Source organism: Pseudomonas sp. B21-056 (assembly GCF_026016325.1).
In the GTDB taxonomy this organism is placed as follows: domain Bacteria; phylum Pseudomonadota; class Gammaproteobacteria; order Pseudomonadales; family Pseudomonadaceae; genus Aquipseudomonas.
Genome location: NZ_CP087203.1, coordinates 2,203,813 through 2,223,903, shown reverse-complemented (window position 1 = coordinate 2,223,903; position 20,091 = coordinate 2,203,813). Strand labels below are relative to the sequence as shown.

18 protein-coding genes are annotated in these 20,091 nt (G+C 63.4%); 7 read left to right on the top strand and 11 right to left on the bottom strand.

Annotated elements, in window-relative coordinates; genetic code table 11:
- The first annotated feature begins 4 nt into the window (after positions 1–4).
- The 5 genes from nuoK (at position 5) to LOY67_RS09905 (ending at position 6,283) form a co-directional block, all read left to right on the top strand.
- Positions 5–313 carry an NADH-quinone oxidoreductase subunit NuoK gene (gene nuoK / locus LOY67_RS09925; RefSeq protein WP_017131317.1) on the top strand — a complete coding sequence of 103 codons (309 nt, stop codon included), beginning with the start codon at positions 5–7 and terminating at the stop codon, positions 311–313.
- Positions 310–2,163 (top strand): NADH-quinone oxidoreductase subunit L, encoded by a 1,854-nt coding sequence (nuoL, locus tag LOY67_RS09920; protein ID WP_265066996.1) that lies wholly within the window; start codon positions 310–312, stop codon positions 2,161–2,163. The genes nuoK and nuoL overlap by 4 nt, the downstream gene beginning before the upstream one ends.
- Before the next feature lie 39 nt (positions 2,164–2,202).
- Positions 2,203–3,735: an NADH-quinone oxidoreductase subunit M gene (nuoM, locus tag LOY67_RS09915; RefSeq protein ID WP_265066995.1), complete on the top strand. Its 1,533-nt coding sequence runs from the start codon at positions 2,203–2,205 to the stop codon at positions 3,733–3,735.
- A gap of 7 nt (positions 3,736–3,742) precedes the next feature.
- Entirely contained in the window at positions 3,743–5,206 is a 1,464-nt protein-coding gene (gene nuoN, locus LOY67_RS09910) for an NADH-quinone oxidoreductase subunit NuoN (protein WP_265066994.1), read from the top strand.
- 258 nt (positions 5,207–5,464) lie between these two features.
- Complete coding sequence (locus LOY67_RS09905; protein WP_265066993.1) at positions 5,465–6,283, top strand: DeoR/GlpR family DNA-binding transcription regulator; 819 nt, start codon at positions 5,465–5,467, stop codon at positions 6,281–6,283.
- Between the two features lie 309 nt (positions 6,284–6,592).
- Here LOY67_RS09905 and otnI read toward each other — a convergent pair whose 3' ends face one another.
- From otnI to ltnD, 5 genes are all read right to left on the bottom strand, one after another.
- A complete protein-coding gene (gene otnI / locus LOY67_RS09900; protein WP_265066992.1) occupies positions 6,593–7,375 on the bottom strand; it encodes a 2-oxo-tetronate isomerase in 783 nt (260 codons plus the stop codon).
- A 23-nt stretch (positions 7,376–7,398) separates the two neighbouring features.
- Complete coding sequence (locus LOY67_RS09895) at positions 7,399–8,859, bottom strand: SLC13 family permease (protein WP_265066991.1); 1,461 nt, start codon at positions 8,857–8,859, stop codon at positions 7,399–7,401.
- Positions 8,860–9,149: 290 nt separating this feature from the next.
- Positions 9,150–9,788: an aldolase gene (locus tag LOY67_RS09890; RefSeq protein ID WP_265066990.1), complete on the bottom strand. Its 639-nt coding sequence runs from the start codon at positions 9,786–9,788 to the stop codon at positions 9,150–9,152.
- Positions 9,785–11,077 carry a 3-oxo-tetronate kinase gene (otnK, locus tag LOY67_RS09885; protein ID WP_265066989.1) on the bottom strand — a complete coding sequence of 431 codons (1,293 nt, stop codon included), beginning with the start codon at positions 11,075–11,077 and terminating at the stop codon, positions 9,785–9,787. The genes LOY67_RS09890 and otnK overlap by 4 nt, the downstream gene beginning before the upstream one ends.
- A gap of 9 nt (positions 11,078–11,086) precedes the next feature.
- Positions 11,087–11,992, bottom strand: coding sequence for an L-threonate dehydrogenase (gene ltnD / locus LOY67_RS09880; RefSeq protein WP_413776174.1), 906 nt, complete (start codon positions 11,990–11,992; stop codon positions 11,087–11,089).
- A gap of 206 nt (positions 11,993–12,198) precedes the next feature.
- On the opposite strand from ltnD, the gene LOY67_RS09875 reads away from it, so the two are divergent.
- Both LOY67_RS09875 and LOY67_RS09870 read left to right on the top strand, forming a co-directional pair.
- Positions 12,199–13,305 (top strand): NAD(P)/FAD-dependent oxidoreductase, encoded by a 1,107-nt coding sequence (locus LOY67_RS09875; protein WP_265066988.1) that lies wholly within the window; start codon positions 12,199–12,201, stop codon positions 13,303–13,305.
- A 316-nt stretch (positions 13,306–13,621) separates the two neighbouring features.
- The gene (locus LOY67_RS09870; protein ID WP_265066987.1) at positions 13,622–14,098 is read left to right on the top strand and encodes a hemerythrin domain-containing protein; all 477 of its coding nucleotides are present in this window, start codon (positions 13,622–13,624) and stop codon (positions 14,096–14,098) included.
- Between the two features lie 48 nt (positions 14,099–14,146).
- Here the strand turns inward: LOY67_RS09870 and LOY67_RS09865 are convergent, their stop codons facing one another.
- From LOY67_RS09865 to LOY67_RS09840, 6 genes are all read right to left on the bottom strand, one after another.
- The gene (locus LOY67_RS09865; RefSeq protein ID WP_265066986.1) at positions 14,147–15,025 is read right to left on the bottom strand and encodes a LysR family transcriptional regulator; all 879 of its coding nucleotides are present in this window, start codon (positions 15,023–15,025) and stop codon (positions 14,147–14,149) included.
- A gap of 172 nt (positions 15,026–15,197) precedes the next feature.
- Positions 15,198–15,827, bottom strand: a complete 630-nt coding sequence (gene ycaC, locus LOY67_RS09860) for an isochorismate family cysteine hydrolase YcaC (protein WP_041024338.1) — start codon at positions 15,825–15,827, stop codon at positions 15,198–15,200.
- 145 nt (positions 15,828–15,972) lie between these two features.
- Positions 15,973–17,811, bottom strand: coding sequence for an amidohydrolase (locus LOY67_RS09855; RefSeq protein ID WP_265066985.1), 1,839 nt, complete (start codon positions 17,809–17,811; stop codon positions 15,973–15,975).
- Positions 17,812–18,003: 192 nt separating this feature from the next.
- Positions 18,004–18,630, bottom strand: coding sequence for an antibiotic biosynthesis monooxygenase (locus LOY67_RS09850; protein WP_265066984.1), 627 nt, complete (start codon positions 18,628–18,630; stop codon positions 18,004–18,006).
- Positions 18,623–19,036, bottom strand: coding sequence for a DoxX family protein (locus LOY67_RS09845; protein ID WP_265066983.1), 414 nt, complete (start codon positions 19,034–19,036; stop codon positions 18,623–18,625). The genes LOY67_RS09850 and LOY67_RS09845 overlap by 8 nt, the downstream gene beginning before the upstream one ends.
- Positions 19,033–19,980 carry a LysR substrate-binding domain-containing protein gene (locus LOY67_RS09840; protein ID WP_041024342.1) on the bottom strand — a complete coding sequence of 316 codons (948 nt, stop codon included), beginning with the start codon at positions 19,978–19,980 and terminating at the stop codon, positions 19,033–19,035. Before LOY67_RS09840 ends, LOY67_RS09845 begins: the two co-directional genes overlap by 4 nt.
- Between the last annotated feature and the right edge of the window lie 111 nt (positions 19,981–20,091).

Genomic DNA, 20,091 nt, shown 5'->3' with positions numbered 1-20,091 from the left:
TCACATGCCTGCTATCCCTCTCGAACACGGTCTGGCGGTTGCCGGCATCCTGTTCTGTCTCGGTCTGGTCGGCCTGATGGTCCGCCGCAACATTCTGTTCGTGCTGATGAGCCTGGAGGTCATGATGAATGCCGCCGCCCTGGCCTTCATCGTCGCGGGCGCTCGCTGGGCGCAGCCCGATGGACAGATCATGTTCATCCTGGTGATCAGCCTGGCAGCCGCCGAGGCCAGTATCGGCCTGGCGATCCTGTTGCAGCTGTATCGCCGCTTCCACACGCTCGATATCGACGCTGCCAGTGAGATGCGCGGATGAACATGATCTTTCTGACTTTCGTATTTCCCCTGATCGGTTTCCTGCTGCTGGCGTTCTCCCGTGGACGCTGGTCGGAAAACCTCTCGGCACTGGTTGGCGTCGGCTCCATCGGCCTGTCGGCGATCGTTGCCGCCTACGTGATCTGGCAGTTCAACGTCGCACCGCCCGAAGGTGGTCACTACACCCTGGTGCTGTGGCAATGGATGGCGGTGGAAGGCTTCACGCCGAACTTCGCCCTGTACATCGACGGCCTGTCGATCACCATGCTCGGCGTCGTGGTCGGCGTGGGTTTCCTGATCCACCTGTTCGCGTCCTGGTACATGCGCGGTGAAGCCGGTTACTCGCGCTTCTTCGCCTACACCAACCTGTTCATCGCCAGCATGCTGTTCCTGGTGCTCGGCGATAACCTGTTGTTCCTGTACTTCGGCTGGGAAGGCGTGGGCCTGTGCTCGTACCTGTTGATCGGTTTCTACTACAGCAACCGCAACAACGGCAACGCGGCACTCAAGGCGTTCATCGTCACCCGCATCGGCGACGTGTTCATGGCCATCGGCCTGTTCATCCTGTTCCAACAGCTGGGCACGCTGAATATCCAGGAACTGCTGGTCAAGGCACCCGAGCACTTCAAGGTCGGCGACTTCTGGATCGTCCTGGCGACCCTGATGCTGCTGGGCGGCGCCGTCGGTAAATCCGCGCAACTGCCGCTGCAGACCTGGTTGGCGGACGCGATGGCCGGCCCTACCCCGGTGTCGGCTCTGATCCACGCCGCAACCATGGTGACCGCGGGCGTCTACCTGATCGCCCGTACCCACGGCCTGTTCGCCCTGGCGCCGGACATCCTGCACCTGGTCGGCATCGTCGGCGGCGTGACCCTGGTACTGGCCGGCTTTGCCGCCCTGGTACAGACCGACATCAAGCGCATCCTCGCCTACTCGACCATGAGCCAGATCGGCTACATGTTCCTGGCCCTGGGCGTCGGCGCCTGGGAAGGCGCGATCTTCCACCTGATGACCCACGCCTTCTTCAAGGCCCTGCTGTTCCTTGCCTCCGGTGCGGTGATCGTTGCCTGCCACCACGAGCAGAACATCTTCAAGATGGGCGGCCTGTGGAAGAAACTGCCGTTGGCCTATGCCAGCTTCATCGTCGGTGGCGCGGCCCTGGCGGCCCTGCCACTGGTCACCGCCGGTTTCTACTCCAAGGACGAGATCCTCTGGGAAGCGTTCGCCAGCGGTAACCAGGGCCTGCTCTACGCCGGCCTGGTGGGTGCGTTCATGACCTCGCTGTACACCTTCCGCCTGATCTTCATCGCGTTCCATGGTGAAGCCAAGACCGAAGCCCACGCCGGCCACGGGATTGCCCACTGGCTGCCGCTGTCGGTGCTGATCGTGCTGTCGACCTTCATCGGCGCCATGATCACCCCGCCGCTGCACGGTGTACTGCCGGAAAGCGTCGGCCATGCCGGCGGCGAAGCCAAGCACAGCCTGGAAATCGCCTCCGGTGCCATCGCCCTGGCGGGGATCCTGCTGTCCGCCCTGCTGTTCCTGGGCAAGCGTCGTTTCGTCACGACCATCGCCAACAGCGGCCTGGGCCGTGTCCTTTCGGCCTGGTGGTTCGCTGCCTGGGGCTTCGACTGGATCTACGACAAACTGTTCGTCAAGCCATACCTTGCGATCAGCCACATTCTGCGCAAAGACCCGCTCGACCAGACCATTGGCCTGATCCCGCGCATGGCCAAGGGCGGCCACACTGCCCTGAGCCGTACCGAGACCGGTCAACTGCGTTGGTATGCGGCTTCCATGGCGGCTGGCGCCGTGCTGGTTATCGGCGCCATCGTGCTGGTAGCGGTCTGATATGAACCTTGCGAACTTGCGAAAGGAAACGAGCCCGTCATGATTCTGCCCTGGCTAATCCTGATCCCCTTCATCGGCGGCCTGCTGTGCTGGATCGCGGAGCGTTCCAGCTCCACGCTCCCGCGCTGGATTGCGCTGCTGACCATGTCCCTGGAACTCGCGCTCGGCCTCTGGCTGTGGGCGACCGGCGACTTCTCATTTGCCCCGGCCCCTGGCGCCAACCCGACTTGGGCGCTTGAGTTCAAGCACCTGTGGATCGCGCGCTTCGGCATCAGCGTGCACCTGGCCCTCGACGGCCTGTCGCTGCTGATGATCCTGTTGACCGGCCTGCTGGGTATCCTCTCGGTACTCTGCTCCTGGAAAGAGATCCAGCGTCACGTCGGCTTCTTCCACCTGAACCTGATGTGGATCCTGGGCGGTGTCGTCGGCGTGTTCCTGGCGCTGGACCTGTTCATGTTCTTCTTCTTCTGGGAAATGATGCTGGTGCCGATGTACTTCCTCATCGCGCTCTGGGGTCACAGTTCTTCGGACGGCAAGAAGACCCGGATCTACGCGGCGACCAAGTTCTTCATCTTCACCCAGGCTTCCGGCCTGATCATGTTGGTGGCGATCCTGGGCCTGGTGCTGGTCAACTTCAACAACACCGGCGTGATTACCTTCAACTACGCCGACCTGTTGAAAGTGCAGATGTCGCGCACCACCGAGTACGTGCTGATGCTGGGCTTCTTCATCGCCTTCGCGGTGAAGCTGCCGGTGGTGCCGTTCCACTCCTGGCTGCCGGATGCCCACGCCCAGGCGCCGACCGCCGGTTCCGTGGACCTGGCCGGTATCCTGCTGAAAACGGCGGCCTACGGCCTGCTGCGTTTCGCCCTGCCGCTGTTCCCCAATGCCTCGGCCGAGTTCGCGCCGATTGCGATGACCCTGGGCCTGATCGGGATCTTCTACGGTGCGTTCCTGGCGTTCGCCCAGACCGACATCAAGCGCCTGATCGCCTTCTCCAGCGTCTCGCACATGGGCTTCGTGCTGATCGGGATCTACTCCGGCAGCCAGCTCGCCCTGCAAGGCGCGGTGATCCAGATGCTCGCCCACGGCCTGTCGGCGGCGGCGCTGTTTATCCTCAGCGGCCAGTTGTACGAGCGCCTGCACACCCGGGACATGCGTGAGATGGGTGGCCTGTGGTCGCGCATCGCCTACCTGCCGGCCATCAGCCTGTTCTTCGCAGCCGCTTCCCTGGGCCTGCCAGGTACCGGCAACTTCGTCGGCGAGTTCCTGATCCTGATCGGCAGCTTCGTCAGCGCGCCGTGGATCATCGCCATCGCCACCTCCGGCCTGGTGTTCGGTTCGGTCTATTCGCTGATCATGATCCACCGCGCCTACTTCGGCCCGTCGAAGTCGGACGAAGTGCTGCGCGGCATGGACGGTCGCGAACTGATCATGGTGCTGGGCTTGGCGATGCTGCTGGTCTACCTCGGCGTCTACCCGCAGCCGTTCCTCGACACGTCTGCCGCCACCATGCATGGCGTGCAGCAGTGGCTCGGCACCGCCTTCTCTCAACTCGCTTCGGCCCGGTAAGAGCGCTATGGAATTCACGATTCAACACTTTATCGCGCTTGCACCGCTGTTGATCACCAGCGCCACGATCATCGTGGTGATGCTGGCGATCGCCTGGCGGCGCAATCACTCACAGACCTTCCTGCTGTCGGTGGCGGGGCTGAACCTGGCCTTGCTGTCGATTTTGCCGGCGCTAAAAGTCGCACCATTGGCGGTAACGCCACTGATCCAGATCGACAGCTTCGCCTGCCTGTACATGGCGCTGATCCTGGTCGCCACCCTGGCCTGTGTCACCCTCGCCCACGCTTATCTGGGCGATGGCGGTTCGGGTTACCCGGGCAACCGCGAAGAACTGTACCTGCTGATCCTGATGGCCGCCGCCGGTGGCCTGGTCCTGGTCAGCGCGCAGCACCTGGCCAGCCTGTTCATCGGCCTGGAACTGCTGTCGGTACCGGTCTACGGCCTGGTGGCCTACGCCTTCTTCAACAAGCGCTCCCTGGAAGCCGGCATCAAGTACATGGTGCTGTCGGCGGCTGGTTCGGCGTTCCTGTTGTTCGGCATGGCCCTGCTCTACGCCGAAGCCGGTACCCTGAGCTTCGTCGGCATCGGCCAGGCCCTGGCGGCCACCGGCCTGCCTAGCCCGATCGCGCAACTGGGCCTGGGCATGATGCTGATCGGCCTGGCGTTCAAGCTGTCGCTGGTGCCGTTCCACCTGTGGACCCCGGACGTCTACGAAGGCGCCCCGGCGCCAGTAGCGGCGTTCCTGGCCACCGCGTCGAAAGTGGCGGTGTTCGCGGTGATGGTGCGTCTGTTCCAGATCTCGCCAGTGGCCAGCAGCGGTGTGCTGAGCAACGTGCTGACCATCATCGCCATCGTGTCGATCCTGTTCGGTAACCTGCTGGCACTGACCCAGAGCAACCTCAAGCGCCTGCTGGGTTACTCGTCCATCGCCCACTTCGGCTACCTGCTGATCGCCCTGATCGCCAGCAAGGGCCTGGCGGTGGAAGCCATCGGCGTGTACCTGGTCACCTACGTGATTACCAGCCTCGGCGCCTTCGGCGTGATCACCCTGATGTCCTCGCCGTACAACGGTCGCGACGCCGACGCCCTGTACGAATACCGCGGCCTGTTCTGGCGCCGTCCGTACCTGACCGCCGTGCTGACCGTGATGATGCTGTCCCTGGCCGGCATCCCGCTGACCGCCGGCTTCATCGGCAAGTTCTACATCATCGCCACCGGCGTCGAGGCCCACCAATGGTGGCTGGTCGGCTCCCTGGTGCTGGGCAGTGCCATCGGCGTGTTCTACTACCTGCGCGTCATGGTCACCCTGTACCTGATGGAACCCAACCTGCGTCGCCACGACGCCGAGTTGCACTGGGAACAGAAAGCGGGCGGCGTGATGCTGCTGGCCATCGCCATCCTGGCGTTCTTCCTCGGTGTGTACCCGCAGCCGTTGCTGACCCTGGTCCAGCAAGCGGGCCTGACGGGTTGATTGCCTGAGCAGAGTCGCTGTGAAAAACCCGTATCGCGAGATGCGGGTTTTTTTATGCCTGTGTTTTGATCTTTTGATCTTTCGCTTGAGATTCAACTGGTAGTGGAAAGATCGCAGCCTCGCTTCGCTCGACAGCTCCTACAGTTGTCCAGCGGGGCGGGGCGACGTTTCGCTAAATCCCTTCACCACAGATAAATTCCTTCGCGGATTCGTTACTATGTCCGCTCCCCTGCCCTTTCAGTCACCGAGCCCACACCGATGCCCACCCCCAAGGACATGGCCAGCGACAGCCCCGCACCGATGATTCCCGAGCAGCGTCGGGAACAGATCCTGCGTCAGTTGCGCAAGCATCAGGTGCTGAGCGTTCATCAGTTGATGGAGATGTTCGATTGCTCGCACATGACCGTGCGCCGCGACATTGCCCTGCTGGAGCAGGAAGGCCGGGCTTATTCGGTGACCGGTGGGGTGCGTATCGCCAGCCAGTTGCACAGCGAGCCGAGCCATCAGTCCAAGGCCGTGGTGGAGCTGCCGCAGAAGCAGGCCATGGCCAAACTGGCGGCCAGGCTGTTGAAGGATGACATGACGGTGTACCTGGATGCCGGCACCAGCACGCTGGAGATCGTGCCCTACATCAAGGCGTTGTCGGGGATGACGGTGGTGACCAACGATTTCGGAGTGGTCCAGGCGTTGATGGAGGCGCCGCAGGTGACGGTGATTCATACCGGCGGGCAGTTGGATCATTCCAACCACTCCTGCGTCGGCGGGCTGGCGGTGGCGACCTTGCGTCAGGTGGTGACGGACATTGCCTTCATGTCCACCAGTTCGTGGGACCTGCAACGGGGCATCACCACACCATCGGCGTTGAAGGTGGAGGTCAAGCAGGTGGCGATGCAGTCGGCCTCGCAAGTGGTGCTGGTGGCCAGCAGCTCCAAGTACGGCACCTTCAGCATGTACCGCATCGCCGGGCTGGAGCAGTTCGATTTCATCATCAGCGACGACGCCCTGGCATCGGCGGCGGCCGATGGCATTCGCAAGCAGGGCGTCGAGTTGCTGCTGGCGGGTGGGCAGTCTGCCTAAGATCGTCGTAAGCCGGTCCATCGCTATCGCGAGCAGGCTCGCTCCCACAGGGGATTGATGGCGAACGCGAATCTTGTGAACAGCCGAAATTTCTGTGGGAGCCAGGCTTGCCCGCGATGGCGGTGGCACAAATAGATTGATGCAAGCTGTGCCATCGCTTTCGCGAGCAAGCCCGCTCCCACAGGGGGATTGATGGCGGATGCGGATCTTGCGAACAGCCGAAATCCCTGTGGGAGCGAGCCTGCTCGCGATGGCAATGGGTCAGTCAACATCAAAGCAGGCTGACCCCACCACCATCTCTCACAGTTCCTAGCGCGCTTTCCAGTCTCGCAGCCATTGCAGGCCGGCCGAAGTATCGCCGCGGGGACGGTATTCGCAGCCGACCCAGCCGTCATAGCCCAGCTCGTCCAGCAGTCCGAACAGGAACGGATAACGAACCTCCCCCAAGTCCGGCTCATGCCGATCCGGCACGCCGGCAATCTGGACATGCCCGATACCCCTGAAGTCGCGCCTGAGTTTGCTCGCCAGGTCGCCCTCGACGATCTGGCAGTGGTAGCAATCGAACTGGACCTTGAGATTCTCCGCCCCGACCTCCCGGCAGATGGCATGGGCCTGATCCTGGCGATTGAGGAAAAAGCCGGGCATGTCCCGGGTGTTGATCGGTTCCAGCAACACCGTGATCCCGGCCTTCGCCGCCCGAGCGGTGGCGTAGGCAAGGTTTTCCAGGTACACGCCGTGGTGCCGGGCCCGCTCGGCTTCGGACGGGAGCAAACCCGCCATCACGTGAATGTTCGAGTTGCCGAGCACCGCGGCGTATTCCAGGGCACGCTCGAAGCCTTGACGAAACTCCTGCTCGCGCCCGGGCAACGTCGCCAGCCCCCGCTCCCCCGCCGCCCAATCCCCGGGCGGCGCGTTGAACAACGCCTGGACAAGGCCATTGTCATCCAGCCGCAGCTTGAGCACCTCGGGGCTGTACTCGTAGGGGAACAGGTATTCCACGGCATCGAAACCGTCGGTCGCCGCGGCCGCGAAACGGTCGAGGAAATCATGTTGCGGGTAGAGCATGCTGAGGTTGGCTGCAAAACGGGGCATACCGACGCTCCTTGAATAAAAGGTCAGACAAAAGGCCAGATCAACAAAGTGATAGCAAAACCGAGTGTACCGAGCAGCGTGGTGATCACGGTCCAGGTGCGCAGGCCGTCCGCCACGTTGAGCCCTGCCAGTTTAGTGAAGATCCAGTAACCGGCATCGTTGATGTGGGACATCGCCAGCCCGCCACCGCCCATGGCCAGGCACAGCAGCGCCAGGTGGTTGGGGGTCAGGCCGAGGGTGGCGATCAAGGGACTGATGATACCGGCAGTGGTCACCAGCGCCACCGTGGTCGAGCCTTGCACGGCGCGCAGCAGCATGGTTAGCAAAAAGCCCAGCGCCAGCACCGGCAACCCGGTGGTGCGCAGCATCTCGGACACCACCGCACCGATCCCGGTGTCTACCAGCACCTTACCGAACACACCACCGGCACCGGCGATCAGAATCACCATCGCCACCCCCGGCAACGCCGAGCCGATCACATCAGACACCTGGCTGCGACTCCAGCCCCGCCGTGAGCCCAACAGCCAGGCGCAGAGCAAGGTGTCGATCAGCAGCGCCACCAGCGGCGCCCCCAGCACCGTCATGACCCCACGAACCGTGGACTCCATCGGCAGCAGCGTGGTCGACAACGTGCCCAGCAGAATCAGCACGATCGGCAGCAGGATCAGTCCGACAATCAGGCCGAAACCCGGGGGCGGCGCGGGCGGCAACTTGGCGACCAACGTGCCGGTGGATTCCTCCAGGCCCATGTGGGACACCGCGACGGCAGCTTGCAGCGGATCCCGGCCGTTGCCATTGCTCCAGGCGGCCAGGTCTTCGTTGGTGACGTGGGGACCGTAGACTTCGGCGCGGATGTCATCGGTCATCGGGTAGAAACGACGCGTCATGCGCCCCGCCACTTTGTAGCCGACAAAACACAGAAATGCGGTCAACGGCAGGCCGAACATCAGCACACGCCCCAGGTCGGCACCCAACTGGCTGGCCGCCGCCACCGCCCCCGGATGGGGCGGCAGGAACGCATGCACCGTGAGCAGCGCCGCGCACATCGGCAAGGCGAACACCAGCAACGGCTTGCGGGCGCTGCGGGCCACGCCATAGGCCAGCGGCATGAGGATGATGACGCCCACTTCGAAGAACACCGGCACGCCAATGATGAAGCCGGCGATGGTCAGGGCCAGTGGTGTACGGCGGTTGCCAAAGCGTTCGATCAGGGTTTTCGCCAGGGCCTCGGCGCCGCCGGAAAGCTCGATGATGCGCCCGATCATCGCGCCCAGGGCAATGATGATTGCGATGTGGCCGAGGGTCTTGCCCATGCCGCCTTCAATGGTCGCCACCAGGTCCGCCGGTTTCACCCCGGCCACCAGCGCCACCAGGATGCTCACCAGCATCAGCGCCACGAACGGTTGGAACTTGTACTTGAGCACCAGGAACAGCAACAGCGCGATCCCGGTACCGGCCGTGATCATCAGGATGACCGGGCTCATGGGCGCGACCCTCGGGAGCAGATCGGAAGAACGCTTGCGCGACAAACACTGCGATTACGATGAGTCATGGAATGAATCCTGTTGTTATTGTTTTTCAGATAGCCCGCTCTGCACCTGCGGCGAGGGGATTTAGCAAAACGTCGCACCGGTCCGCAGGACTGCCGTAGGAGCTGCCGAGCGAAGCGAGGCTGCGATCTTTCCACTGCCAGTTGAATCTCAAGCGAAAGATCAAAGGATCGCAGCCTCGCTTCGCTCGGCAGCTCCTACGGGGCGCTGTTCGGCATGGCGCCCTACCAATCGGCGCCAAAGGTGTCGCGCAGCTCATCCAGTGCCGCCTGATCGAGCGGCTCGGGCCGGGGATTGCTCAGCAGCCAGAGCCGCGCGGTTTCTTCCAATTCCTCCAGGGCGTAGCTGGCCCGGGACACGCTACTTTCCCAGACCACCGGGCCCAGGCGTTCGAGCATCACGCCGCGAACCCGATTGGCCAGTTGCGCCACCTGCTCCGCCACGTCGGGCGAGCCGGGACGCTGGTAGCCGATCAATGGAATGTGCCCGACCTTCATCACCTGATAAGGCGTGAGCGGCGGCAAGATGTCGTCGGGGCGCCAGACTCCGGCCAGGGTCAGCGCCACCAGGTGGGTGGAGTGGGTGTGCACCACGCCGCCGACCGTCGGGTTGCGGTCGTAGACCTGGCGATGCAAGGCCAGGGTCTTGGACGGCTTGTTCCCGGACAGCCATTCGCCGGCGGCATTGACCTTGGCGATGGCTGCTGGATCGAGACGTCCCAGGCAGGCATCGGTGGGCGTGATCAGCCAGCCATCGTCGAGCCGGGCGCTGATGTTGCCGGCGCTGCCGACGGTGTAGCCACGCTGATAGAGGCTAAGGCCGACTTCGCAGATCTCTTCGCGCAAGGCGCTTTCCGGGCTCATCGGGTGCCTCCGGCCAATTGCGCGAGGGCTTTGGCGAAGAAATCGCGACCGCCGAAATTACCCGACTTGAGTGCCAGGGCCAGCGGTTGCGCGCCGCTGCTGACGGTGGCAGGCACCCCCGGATCGATCTGCGCGCCGATCTGCAACAGCGTCACCCCCAGCGCCTTGACCACCGCGCCGGAGGTTTCGCCACCGGCAATCACGAAACGCCGTACCCCTTGTTCGCGCAAACCTTGGGCGATCTCGCCCAAGGCGTTCTCCACCAGCGCACCGGCCCGCCCGGCGCCCAATTGTTGTTGCACCGCCTTGACTTCATCGGCGCTGTTGGTGGCATAGATCAGCACGGTGTCCGCCGCGTCGCGGGCAAACGCCAGGGCTCGGGCGACCACCGGTTCACCGGCGGCCAGCGCCACGGGATCGATGCGCAAGGCCGGCCGCCCGGCCTCGAGCCAGGCGGCCACTTGTCCGTTGGTGGCGATTGAGGCGCTGCCGGCCAAGACCACTTCGCCACCGGGGACCTGGGGCAGCGTCGACACATCGAAATCCCTCAGCTGGCCGGTTCGCCGGAAGTTGTCCGGCAGCCCCAGGGCCAGCCCGGAACCGCCCGTCAGCAGCGGCAGGTCCGCGCAGGCCGTGCCGAGGGTGTGCAGGTCTGCATCGGACAACGCATCGGCGATGGCCATGCCCACACCCTGGCCGCGCAACTCGGCCAGCTTCGCCCGCACCGCGTCCACGCCTCGGGCGACACTGTCGTAACGCAACAGGCCGACCTTGTGGGAGGTCTGGGCTTGCAGCACACGCACCAGGTTGGCGTCGGTCATCGGCGTCAACGGGTGGTGTTGCATGCCCGACTCGTTGAGCAATTGGTCTTGCACGAACAGGTGACCACGGAAGATCGTCCGGCCGTTCTCCGGGAACGCCGGGCAAGCCAGAGTGAAATCACTGTCCAGGGCTTTGAGCAGGGCTTCGCTGACCTGGCCGATATTGCCCGCGGCGGTCGAGTCGAAGGTCGAGCAATATTTGAAAAAGATCTGCTGGCAGCCACGCTCACGCAGCCAGGCCAGCGCCGCGAGGGATTCGTCGATGGCCTCGGCCACAGGCAGGGTCCGCGACTTGAGAGCAATGACGATCGCATCGGCCGCCAGGCCTTCAGCCTCGTCGGCACCGGGAATGCCAATGCTCTGCACCGTGCGCATGCCGCCGCGCACCAGCATGTTGGCCAGGTCCGTAGCACCCGTGAAGTCGTCGGCAATGCAGCCCAGCAGTGGGCGCGCGTTGGAGGGGGTCATGGCGGTTCCTCAGAGCGAGTCAGGCTTGGCGGTCGGCAGGTCGATGCCTGGGAAAATCTTGATCACCGCCGAATCATCCTCCCGACCGAAACCGGCGCTGGAGGCCTGCATGAACATCTGGTGCGCGGTGGCCGACAACGGCAGCGGGAATTTGCTGGCGCGGGCGGTATCGAGCACCAGGCCCAGGTCCTTGACGAAGATGTCCACCGCCGACAGGGGCGTGTAGTCAGCCTTGAGGATGTGCGGCACGCGGTTTTCGAACATCCAGGAATTGCCAGCGCTGTGGGTGATCACTTCGTACAGCGCATCGGCATCGACGCCTTCGCGCAGCCCCAGGGCCATGGCTTCGGCCGAAGCGGCGATGTGTACGCCGGCCAGCAACTGATTGATGATTTTGACTTTGGAGCCCAGGCCATGGACGTCGCCCAAGCGATAGACCTTGCCCGCCATGCCTGCCAGGACCGCTTCGGCCTTGGCGTAGGCCGGCGCCGGGCCGGACGTCATCATGGTCATCTCGCCGGCCGCTGCCTTGGCCGCGCCGCCGGAGATCGGCGCATCGAGGTACAGCAGGCCGGTCTGCGCCAGGCGCTGGCCCAGCTCCACGGCGAAGGTCGGCGCCACGGTGGCGCAGCCAATGACCAGACTGCCCTCGCCCAAGGCTTGCACGGCACCGTTTTCACCAAACAACACGGCATCGGTCTGCTCGGCATTCACCACCACGGTGATGATCACGTCGCATCGAGTCGCCATGTCGGCAGGCGACAGGCAGGCCACCCCACCCTCGCCGGCAAACTGCTCGGTGACCGCGGCGCGCACATCACAGGCATGCACATTGAAACCTGCGCGCAGCAACGAGCGGGCAATGCCCAGGCCCATCGCGCCCAGACCGATCACACCGACATTCTTGTTATTCATGAGGCACTCCGGAAGCGACAGCGAACTGTTCTGGTGGGTCTTGTTAGCGAGCTTTGTCCTACAGGTTGGGGTCGATCATCCACCAATGAACAGATCTTGTGAAGTATTTTTTCAATCTAACATTTTTTAACATCGCCGCTGTACTTCACCCACTGCCTAGGCAGGACTACCCTGAAACGCCAGAGAGCCCTGAAGGAGAGATGAGGTTGAGCGTCGATATCGAATGCGTGGTGGTGGGCGCGGGGGTGGTCGGTCTGGCCGTGGCCCGGGAGATGGCCCAGGCCGGTCATGAGGTGCTGCTGATCGAAGCCGGCGGCGCCATCGGCATGGGCACCAGCTCGCGCAATTCCGAAGTCATCCATGCCGGTATCTATTACCCATCCGGCAGCCTCAAGGCCCGGTTGTGCGTCGAAGGTCGGCACCGGCTGTACGCCTATTGCGCAAGCCACGGCGTGACGACTCGCCGGCTCGGCAAGCTGATCGTCGCCACGGACCTGGCACAGGTGGCCGGGCTCCAGGTGTTGCTGGAACGCGGCTTGATGAACGGTGTGGACGACCTGCGTCTGCTCGATCAGGAGCAGGCGTTGGCCCTGGAGCCGGCGCTGGCGTGTGTCGCGGCGTTGTATTCGCCTTCCACCGGCATCGTCGACTCCCATGCCCTGATGCTGGCCTTGCAAGGCGATGCCGAAGCGGCCGGCGCGAACATTGCCTTCCACACGCCGTTAATGGGGGTGCGCATCGATGCAGGGCACTTCCTGCTGGAGTTGGGCGGCACGGCCCAGATGAGTCTGTCGTGCCGCCGACTGATCAACGCAGCCGGCCTCCAGGCGCCTGCGCTCGCCCGACGCATGGAGGGCCTGTCGGCGCAAGCAGTGCCCGAGGACTATCTGTGCAAGGGCAACTACTTCAGCCTTGCCGGACGCGCGCCCTTCCGTCATCTGGTCTACCCGGCCCCGGAAGCCGCCGGGCTGGGCATCCACATGACCCTGGACCTGGCGGGCCAGGCCCGCTTCGGGCCTGATATCGAATGGGTCGAACATGAGGACTACCGGGTCGATCCGACTCGGGCCGAAACCTTCTATCCGGCGATTCGCACTTACTGGCCCGACCTGCCCGAGCACAGCCTGCAACCGGCCTACAGCGGCATCCGCCCGAAGATCTCCGCCCCGGGCGAACCCGCTCGTGACTTCCTCATCAGCAGCGCCGCCGAGCACCAGGTGCACGGACTGATCAACCTGTTCGGCATCGAATCGCCAGGGCTGACATCCTGCCTGGCGATTGCCGGACGGGTGCGGCAGCTGCTCGATGACTGAGCCGCAAATCCCCCTGTGGGAGCGAGCCTGCTCGCGATGAGGCCAGGCCAGCCGACATCATCATCGGCTGAGCGACCGCTATCGCGAGCAGGCTCGCTCCCACAAGGGGGTTCTTGGTCAGGGCAGCGCAAAGTGCAAGGCGCTTTGGCCCCGCTTCATGCAGCCTGCACGATGATAAAAACCATGGTTATCTCAACCACTTGTTTTTAAAGGAATTTTAAAAACATCCTGGCTGGCACGACCGATGCAACTCTCGGTTAACGCGACGTCGGCGCTTGAAGCCGGCGCGCAACCGTGAATTGCCGAGGAGCTGTATATGAACGCCATCGATCTGTTGAAAGCTGACCATGAACGCGTCAAAGGCATTCTTGCTCAACTGAGCGAATCCACCGAACGCGGCGTCAAGAAACGCACCGACCTGTTGGCGAAGCTGGAAATGGAAGTCTCCATTCATACCCGACTGGAAGAAGAGATCCTCTATCCGGCCTTCAAGCAGGCAGGCGGCAAGGATGAGGCCGAAATGTATTACGAAGCCAAGGAAGAACATCGCACTGTCGATTCCCTGGTGCTGCCGGACCTGAAGGCCACCGATCCTTCCCAACCGGAATTTGCCGGGCGGGTGAAAGTGGTCAAGGAACTGCTTGAGCACCACATCGAAGAAGAAGAAAAAGAGATGTTCCCTCAGGCTAAAAAACTGCTGGGCAAAGCCAAGCTGGATGCCTTGGGTGAACAGATGGAAACCATGAAGGCGCAGTACAAGAAGGAACTGAGCAGCCCTAACCTGGCCGCTTGATCGGACATGGCTGTGCGTCCGGCCGTCCAGCGACGGCTGGACGCTCAGCTATTGCATGTGTTCACGCAGAAACTCCACCAACGCCTGTACCGGGCGTGAGCTCTGGCGATGTTGCGGGTAGACCGCCGACAGGGCCAACGGCTCGGTTTCGAAGCCCTCCAGAACCTTGATCAGCCGCCCGTCCCTCAACGCCTCGCCGAGGATGAAGGTGGGGAGATAGGTTATGCCCATGCCGGCGATGGCCGCATCCCTGAGCAGATCACCGTTGTTGGCGCGCATGCGCCCGGCGACTTCCAGTACCAACGGTTTGCCAGCCCCTGCGAAACGCCACTGAACCTGACGGCTGTGACCGTAGGGCAGGCAGTCATGGTTGCGCAGGTCTTCGGGGCGCGAGGGGGTGCCGCGTTGCGCCAGGTAGGTCGGGCTGGCGCAGTACACCCGGTCGATGGTCGCGATGCGGCGGGCGATCAAGGTCGAATCCTCCAGCACGCCGATCCGTAGCGCCAGGTCGTAACCCTCCCCCAGCAAATCCACCGAGCGATCACTCAGGTCGACCTCGACGCTGACCTGCGGATAGCGCTGCAGGAACAACGGCAGCAGACAGCCCAAGTGCGCCACAGCAAAGGACAACGGTGCACTGAGCCGAAGAGTGCCGCGAGGCTCGCTGGTCTGGCCGCTGATGCCCTGCTCCACCTGTTCGAGCTCGCTGAGCAGACGCAACGCGGCTTCGTAATAGCGCTGGCCCAATGGGGTGACATCCAGCCTGCGCGTCGAACGGTTGAGCAGACGAACCCCCAGCCGCTGTTCCAGCTCCATGAGCTTGCGGCTGACAAACTGCTTGGACAGCCCCAACTGGTCCGCCGCCGCCGTGAAGCTGCCCGACTCCATGACCTGGGCGAAAATGCGCATTTCTTCGAAGGGGTTCATTGTCATTCCAGGGGTGGACAGTGAGGAATGTTATAGAGCGATTCAGGTTGAATTCAAACCTGATGACAAAAGGATTTTCTGTGGCGAGGGGATTTATCCCCTCGCCACAGGTTTCACCAGACAAAAAGATGCCCGCACGAGGGCGGGCATCTTTTTAAACAGGCGACTCAGCTTACTTGGCAGTCAACGCCGCGTAGCTGTTCATCAGGTTGCGGTAGTTCGGAATGCGCTGGGACAGCAGGTTGCCCAGGCCTTCGATGTCGTTGCGCCAGTCGCGGTGCAGTTCGCAAGCCACCGAGAACCAGTTCATCAGTTGCGCGCCAGCCGCGGTCATGCGGGCCCAGGAAGCCTGCTGCACGGTTTCGTTGAAGGTGCCCGAGGCGTCGGTGACGACGAACACGTCGAAACCTTCGGCCAGTGCCGACAAGGTCGGGAACGCGACGCAGACATCGGTCACCACGCCAGCGATGATCAGTTGCTTGCGGCCGGTGGCCTTGATCGCCTTGACGAAGTCTTCGTTGTCCCAGGCATTGATCTGGCCTGGACGCGGGATGTACGGCGCGTCCGGGAACATTTCCTTGAGCTCCGGCACGAGCGGGCCGTTAGGGCCTTTTTCGAAGCTGGTGGTCAGGATGGTCGGCAGACCGAAGAACTTCGCCAGGTCGGCCAGGGCCAGCACGTTGTTCTTGAACTCGTTGGGCGAGAAGTCCTGCACCAGAGAGATCAGGCCGGTCTGGTGATCGACCAGCAGGACGACTGCGTCGTCTTTGTTCAGGCGGTTGTAGACAGGGGCGTTGCTCATGGGATGACTCCTTTGGATGGATGTTACGAAACCCTTGTGGGAGCGAGCCTGCTCGCGAAAGCGGTGTGTCAGTTGCGAAGGCGTCGGATGCGCCGACGTCTTCGCGAGCAGGCTCGCTCCCACAGGGGGGAATGTTGTGTGTCAGTCAGAACGCGAAGCAGGAACAGCCAAACGCGCCCCAGAAGCCTTGGAAGTCGCTGACCGGGACGTTCGACAGCCGCGCCCTTTCATGGCTATGGGAATGCACCGTGCAAGGACCGCTGCACTGGTGAACCTGGGCCTGCAACGGCGAGGTCGGACGCCAGTGGCCTGGGACCTTGACCACCGGTGACCAGTCCGGCAGTACCGGGACGCTGGCAGGGCCGAGTTTTTCGAAGTCGCCGGCGGCGTACACCACCTTGCCGTCGACCACCGTCAGCACGGACTCGATCCACTTGATGGCTTCTTCCTCGACGCTGAAGAAGTCGGCGCTCAGTGCCGCCAGGTCCGCCAGTTGGCCGACCTTGATCTGGCCTTTCTTGCCCTGCTCCGAGGAGAACCAGGCGCTGCCATGGGTGAACAGCTCCAGTGCGGTGAGGCGCGGCAGGCCTTCTTCGTGCAGCGCCAGGCCGCCGACTGTGCGGCCGCTGACCATCCAGTACAGCGAGGTCCAGGGGTTGTAGCTCGACACCCGGGTGGCGTCGGTGCCGGCACCCACCGGCACGCCTTCGGCCAGCATGCGCTTGATCGGCGGCGTCGCTTCGGCGGCCTTGGCGCCGTAGCGGTCGACGAAATACTCGCCCTGGAAGGCCATGCGGTCCTGGATGGCAATACCGCCGCCCAGTGCGCGGACCCGTTCGATGTTCTGCGGGGTGATGGTTTCGGCGTGGTCAAAGAACCATGGCAGACCGTTGAACGGGATGTCACGGTTGACCTTCTCGAACACATCGAGCATGCGGCTGATGGACTCGTTGTAGGTGGCATGCAGGCGGAACGGCCAGCGCTGCTCCACCAGGTGCCGCACCACCGGTTCCAGGTCCTGCTCCATACTCGCCGGCAAGTCCGGGCGTGGCTCCAGGAAGTCTTCGAAATCCGCCGCCGAGAACACCAGCATTTCACCGGCGCCGTTGTGCCGCAGGAAATCATCGCCCTGGTGCAGCTTGACGCTGCCGGTCCAGTTCTTGAAGTCGCTGAGCTCTTCCTTGGGCTTCTGGGTGAACAGGTTGTAGGCGATGCGCACCGTCAACTGCTCTTCCCGGGCCAACTGCTCGATCACCGCGTAATCGTCCGGGTAGTTCTGGAAACCACCACCCGCGTCGATGGCACTGGTCAGCCCCAGGCGATTGAGTTCGCGCATGAACTGGCGAGTGGAGTTAACTTGATACTCCAAGGGCAACTTCGGCCCCTTGGCCAATGTCGAGTAGAGGATCATCGCGTTGGGACGCGCCACCAGCATGCCGGTGGGCTCACCCTTGCTGTCGCGCACGATCTCGCCGCCCGGCGGGTTCGGCGTGTCGCGGGTATAGCCGGCCACCCGCAACGCGGCGCGGTTGAGCAAGGCGCGGTCATACAGGTGCAACACGAACACCGGGGTATCGGGGGCGGCCTGGTTGAGTTCTTCCAGGGTCGGCATGCGCTTTTCGGCGAACTGGAATTCGTTCCAGCCGCCCACCACACGTACCCATTGCGGCGTCGGCGTACGGTCGGCCTGGTCCTTGAGCATGCGCAGGGCATCGGCCAGGGACGGAACGCCTTCCCAACGCAGCTCGAGGTTGTAGTTCAACCCACCACGGATCAGGTGCAGGTGGGAGTCGTTAAGGCCGGGGATGACGGTGCGGCCCTTGAGGTCGATGACCTGGGTACCGCTGCCACGCAGGGCCATGGCTTCGGCGTCGGTGCCTACGGCAACGAACGTGCCCTGGCTGATGGCCACGGCGCTGGCCCGGGGCTTTTCCCGGTCGACGGTGTGGAACTGGCCATTGAACAGAATCAGATCGGCGTTCATAGGGTTTTCCTTTGACTATCAAAAAATAAATTTGTGGCGAGTGAGCTTGCTGTGGCGAGGGGATTTATCCCCGCTGGGCTGCGTAGCGGCCCCCAGAAGAGCGGCCGCTACGCGACCGAGCGGGGATAAATCCCCTCGCCACAGATAAATCCCCTCGCCACAAGAGCGCTCGCCACCACAATGTAATAACGCTTACGGTTCCAGATGTTCGTGTGCCTTCGAGGCCTCCATCCAGGGTGCGAACAGACGGGTCGCCAACGGCATGCACACGTAGCAGACCGAGAGCACGATGGTCAGGGTGATCAGGAACGTCGCGACCACGTAGTTGGAAAGAATCGGGTGGAGTTGCAACACCGGTCCCCAGATCAGCGGCACCAGCAGTGTGTGCGGCAGGATGACCAGCAGCGTCACCACGGCCTGCTTCCAGCGCGGTGGTGGCGTGGCGGCGTCGGCCAGCGGGGTGAACCAGAACTCCTTGTGGGACGCGACTTCGGTCTGGTCACCGTCAGCCAGCAACGGCGCGGCCTCTTCCACCAGCTCACGGCGCTCGGGTGAATCGAGCCAGCGCTGCAGGGCCTCGGTGGAGCAGAAGCGCAGCACGCAGGTAAACAACGACAACCCGCCCTGCTTGCCCCGGACCACATCCACTCCCAGGTGTCCCGGCCAACGGCCGGCCACGCTCACGATGCGCCGCAACCAGGCCTCATAGGCCGCGTCCTGGCCGGCCTTGATCCGGTGCTTGACGATCAGGGTCACGATTTCGTCGGCGCCGGATGAGACAGCGCCCGTTGTGGGCTCGACAGCTTGAGATTCAGACATGGCGTAACACTCCGGTAAAACGCGCGTTCAGCGCCAGGCGACCCGGCCCGGCAATGAACACGCTGGTAAAGATAATCAGCAGCAGCCAGCCGAACTGCCCTTCCTCCAGGCTCCATTGCGGGTGCACCACCCACAGTGCAACCGCCAGCAGGAACAGGATGGGCAGGCACGCCAGGCGCACCAGGACACCGGCAGCGATCAACAACGGGCACAGCACTTCGGCGAAGATCGCCAGCATCAGGGTCAGGCTCGCCCCCAGGTGAAACGGGTCTTCGATGCGGGTCAGTTCGTCGCTGTAGTGCAGCCACTTCGGCAGCCCGTGGACCCACAGCAGAAACAGCGCGCCACTGAGGCGCAGGAACAGCAGTCCCCAGTCCGGCAGCGTGCGTTCGTCGGCGACGTTCATCGGTGTGCTCCGTCTGGGTCCGCGTAGGCGGCGGCCGGCAATGATTGGGACATGTGGGTGGCAATGCGCGAGCGCAGCCAGCGCTCGGCCGGGTCGTTGTCATGCACCCCGCTCCAGACCATCGACAACTCGGCCGCGTTGATCTCGAACGGCGGATCCTCGGCCCGCAACGCGCAACCTTCCACCAGCGCGCAGGCCGCGTAGTCGGGCACGGTGGCGATCAGTTCGGTGCCGGCCAACAGTGCCCGCAAGCCGCTGAACTGCGGGACGCCCAGCACCACTTTGCGGGTCCGGCCAATGCGCGCCAGGTCCAGGTCGATGTTGCCGCTCAGGTCGCCCGAGAACGACACCATGGCATGGGGACGCGCGCAGTACTCGTCCAGGGTCAGCGGGCCCGGACGCTTGTCGCCGCGCAAGACCTTGCAAGGAATGTCCCGCAGTTTCTTGCGCTTGGCGTTGGCTGGCAGATCGGTGGTGTAGCTGACCCCGACGCTGATTTCCCCGCTGCCCAGCAACGACGACATCAGCAGGTAATTGGCCCGGCGCACCACCACGATGATGCCCGGCGCTTCTTCGCGCAGTTGGCTCAGCAAGGGCGGAAACAGGCCGAACTCGGCGTCGTCCGACAGGCCGATGCGAAACACATCGCAGCTGGTGGACGGGTCGAACGCCTTGGCCCGGCTGACCGCGCCGGAAATCGTGTCCATGGCCGGTTGCAGCTCGCGCAGGATCGCCATGGCCCGAGGCGTCGGTTCCATGCCGCGACCGTGGCGGATCAGCAACGGATCATCGAACAGATCCCGCAGCCGCCCCAGCGCCGCGCTCACGGCGGGCTGGCCCATGAACAGCTTTTCAGCGACGCGGGTCAGGTTCTTCTCGAACATCAACGCCTCGAAGATCACCAGCAGGTTCATGTCGAGACGGCGTAAATCGTTGCGGTTCATCGGGTAGAGTCCTATGGAGTGCCGATCCTGTGGGAGCGAGCCTGCTCGTGAAGCGTCGACACATCCGACATCGTCACAAGCTGACCCACCGCTATCGCGAGCAGGCTCGCT

What these genes read in the sequence shown, in the direction of transcription:
- LOY67_RS09845 (WP_265066983.1), bottom strand. Translation starts at nt 19,036, where the DNA reads ATGAACGTCGCCGACGAACGCACGCTGCCGGACTGGGGACTGCTGTTC.
- LOY67_RS09905 (WP_265066993.1), top strand. Translation starts at nt 5,465, where the DNA reads ATGCCCACCCCCAAGGACATGGCCAGCGACAGCCCCGCACCGATGATT.
- nuoM (WP_265066995.1), top strand. Translation starts at nt 2,203, where the DNA reads ATGATTCTGCCCTGGCTAATCCTGATCCCCTTCATCGGCGGCCTGCTG.
- nuoK (WP_017131317.1), top strand. Translation starts at nt 5, where the DNA reads ATGCCTGCTATCCCTCTCGAACACGGTCTGGCGGTTGCCGGCATCCTG.
- ltnD (WP_413776174.1), bottom strand. Translation starts at nt 11,992, where the DNA reads ATGAATAACAAGAATGTCGGTGTGATCGGTCTGGGCGCGATGGGCCTG.
- otnK (WP_265066989.1), bottom strand. Translation starts at nt 11,077, where the DNA reads ATGACCCCCTCCAACGCGCGCCCACTGCTGGGCTGCATTGCCGACGAC.
- nuoN (WP_265066994.1), top strand. Translation starts at nt 3,743, where the DNA reads ATGGAATTCACGATTCAACACTTTATCGCGCTTGCACCGCTGTTGATC.
- LOY67_RS09840 (WP_041024342.1), bottom strand. Translation starts at nt 19,980, where the DNA reads ATGAACCGCAACGATTTACGCCGTCTCGACATGAACCTGCTGGTGATC.
- ycaC (WP_041024338.1), bottom strand. Translation starts at nt 15,827, where the DNA reads ATGAGCAACGCCCCTGTCTACAACCGCCTGAACAAAGACGACGCAGTC.
- LOY67_RS09855 (WP_265066985.1), bottom strand. Translation starts at nt 17,811, where the DNA reads ATGAACGCCGATCTGATTCTGTTCAATGGCCAGTTCCACACCGTCGAC.
- nuoL (WP_265066996.1), top strand. Translation starts at nt 310, where the DNA reads ATGAACATGATCTTTCTGACTTTCGTATTTCCCCTGATCGGTTTCCTG.
- LOY67_RS09895 (WP_265066991.1), bottom strand. Translation starts at nt 8,859, where the DNA reads ATGAGCCCGGTCATCCTGATGATCACGGCCGGTACCGGGATCGCGCTG.
- LOY67_RS09865 (WP_265066986.1), bottom strand. Translation starts at nt 15,025, where the DNA reads ATGAACCCCTTCGAAGAAATGCGCATTTTCGCCCAGGTCATGGAGTCG.
- LOY67_RS09850 (WP_265066984.1), bottom strand. Translation starts at nt 18,630, where the DNA reads ATGTCTGAATCTCAAGCTGTCGAGCCCACAACGGGCGCTGTCTCATCC.
- otnI (WP_265066992.1), bottom strand. Translation starts at nt 7,375, where the DNA reads ATGCCCCGTTTTGCAGCCAACCTCAGCATGCTCTACCCGCAACATGAT.
- LOY67_RS09870 (WP_265066987.1), top strand. Translation starts at nt 13,622, where the DNA reads ATGAACGCCATCGATCTGTTGAAAGCTGACCATGAACGCGTCAAAGGC.
- LOY67_RS09890 (WP_265066990.1), bottom strand. Translation starts at nt 9,788, where the DNA reads ATGAGCCCGGAAAGCGCCTTGCGCGAAGAGATCTGCGAAGTCGGCCTT.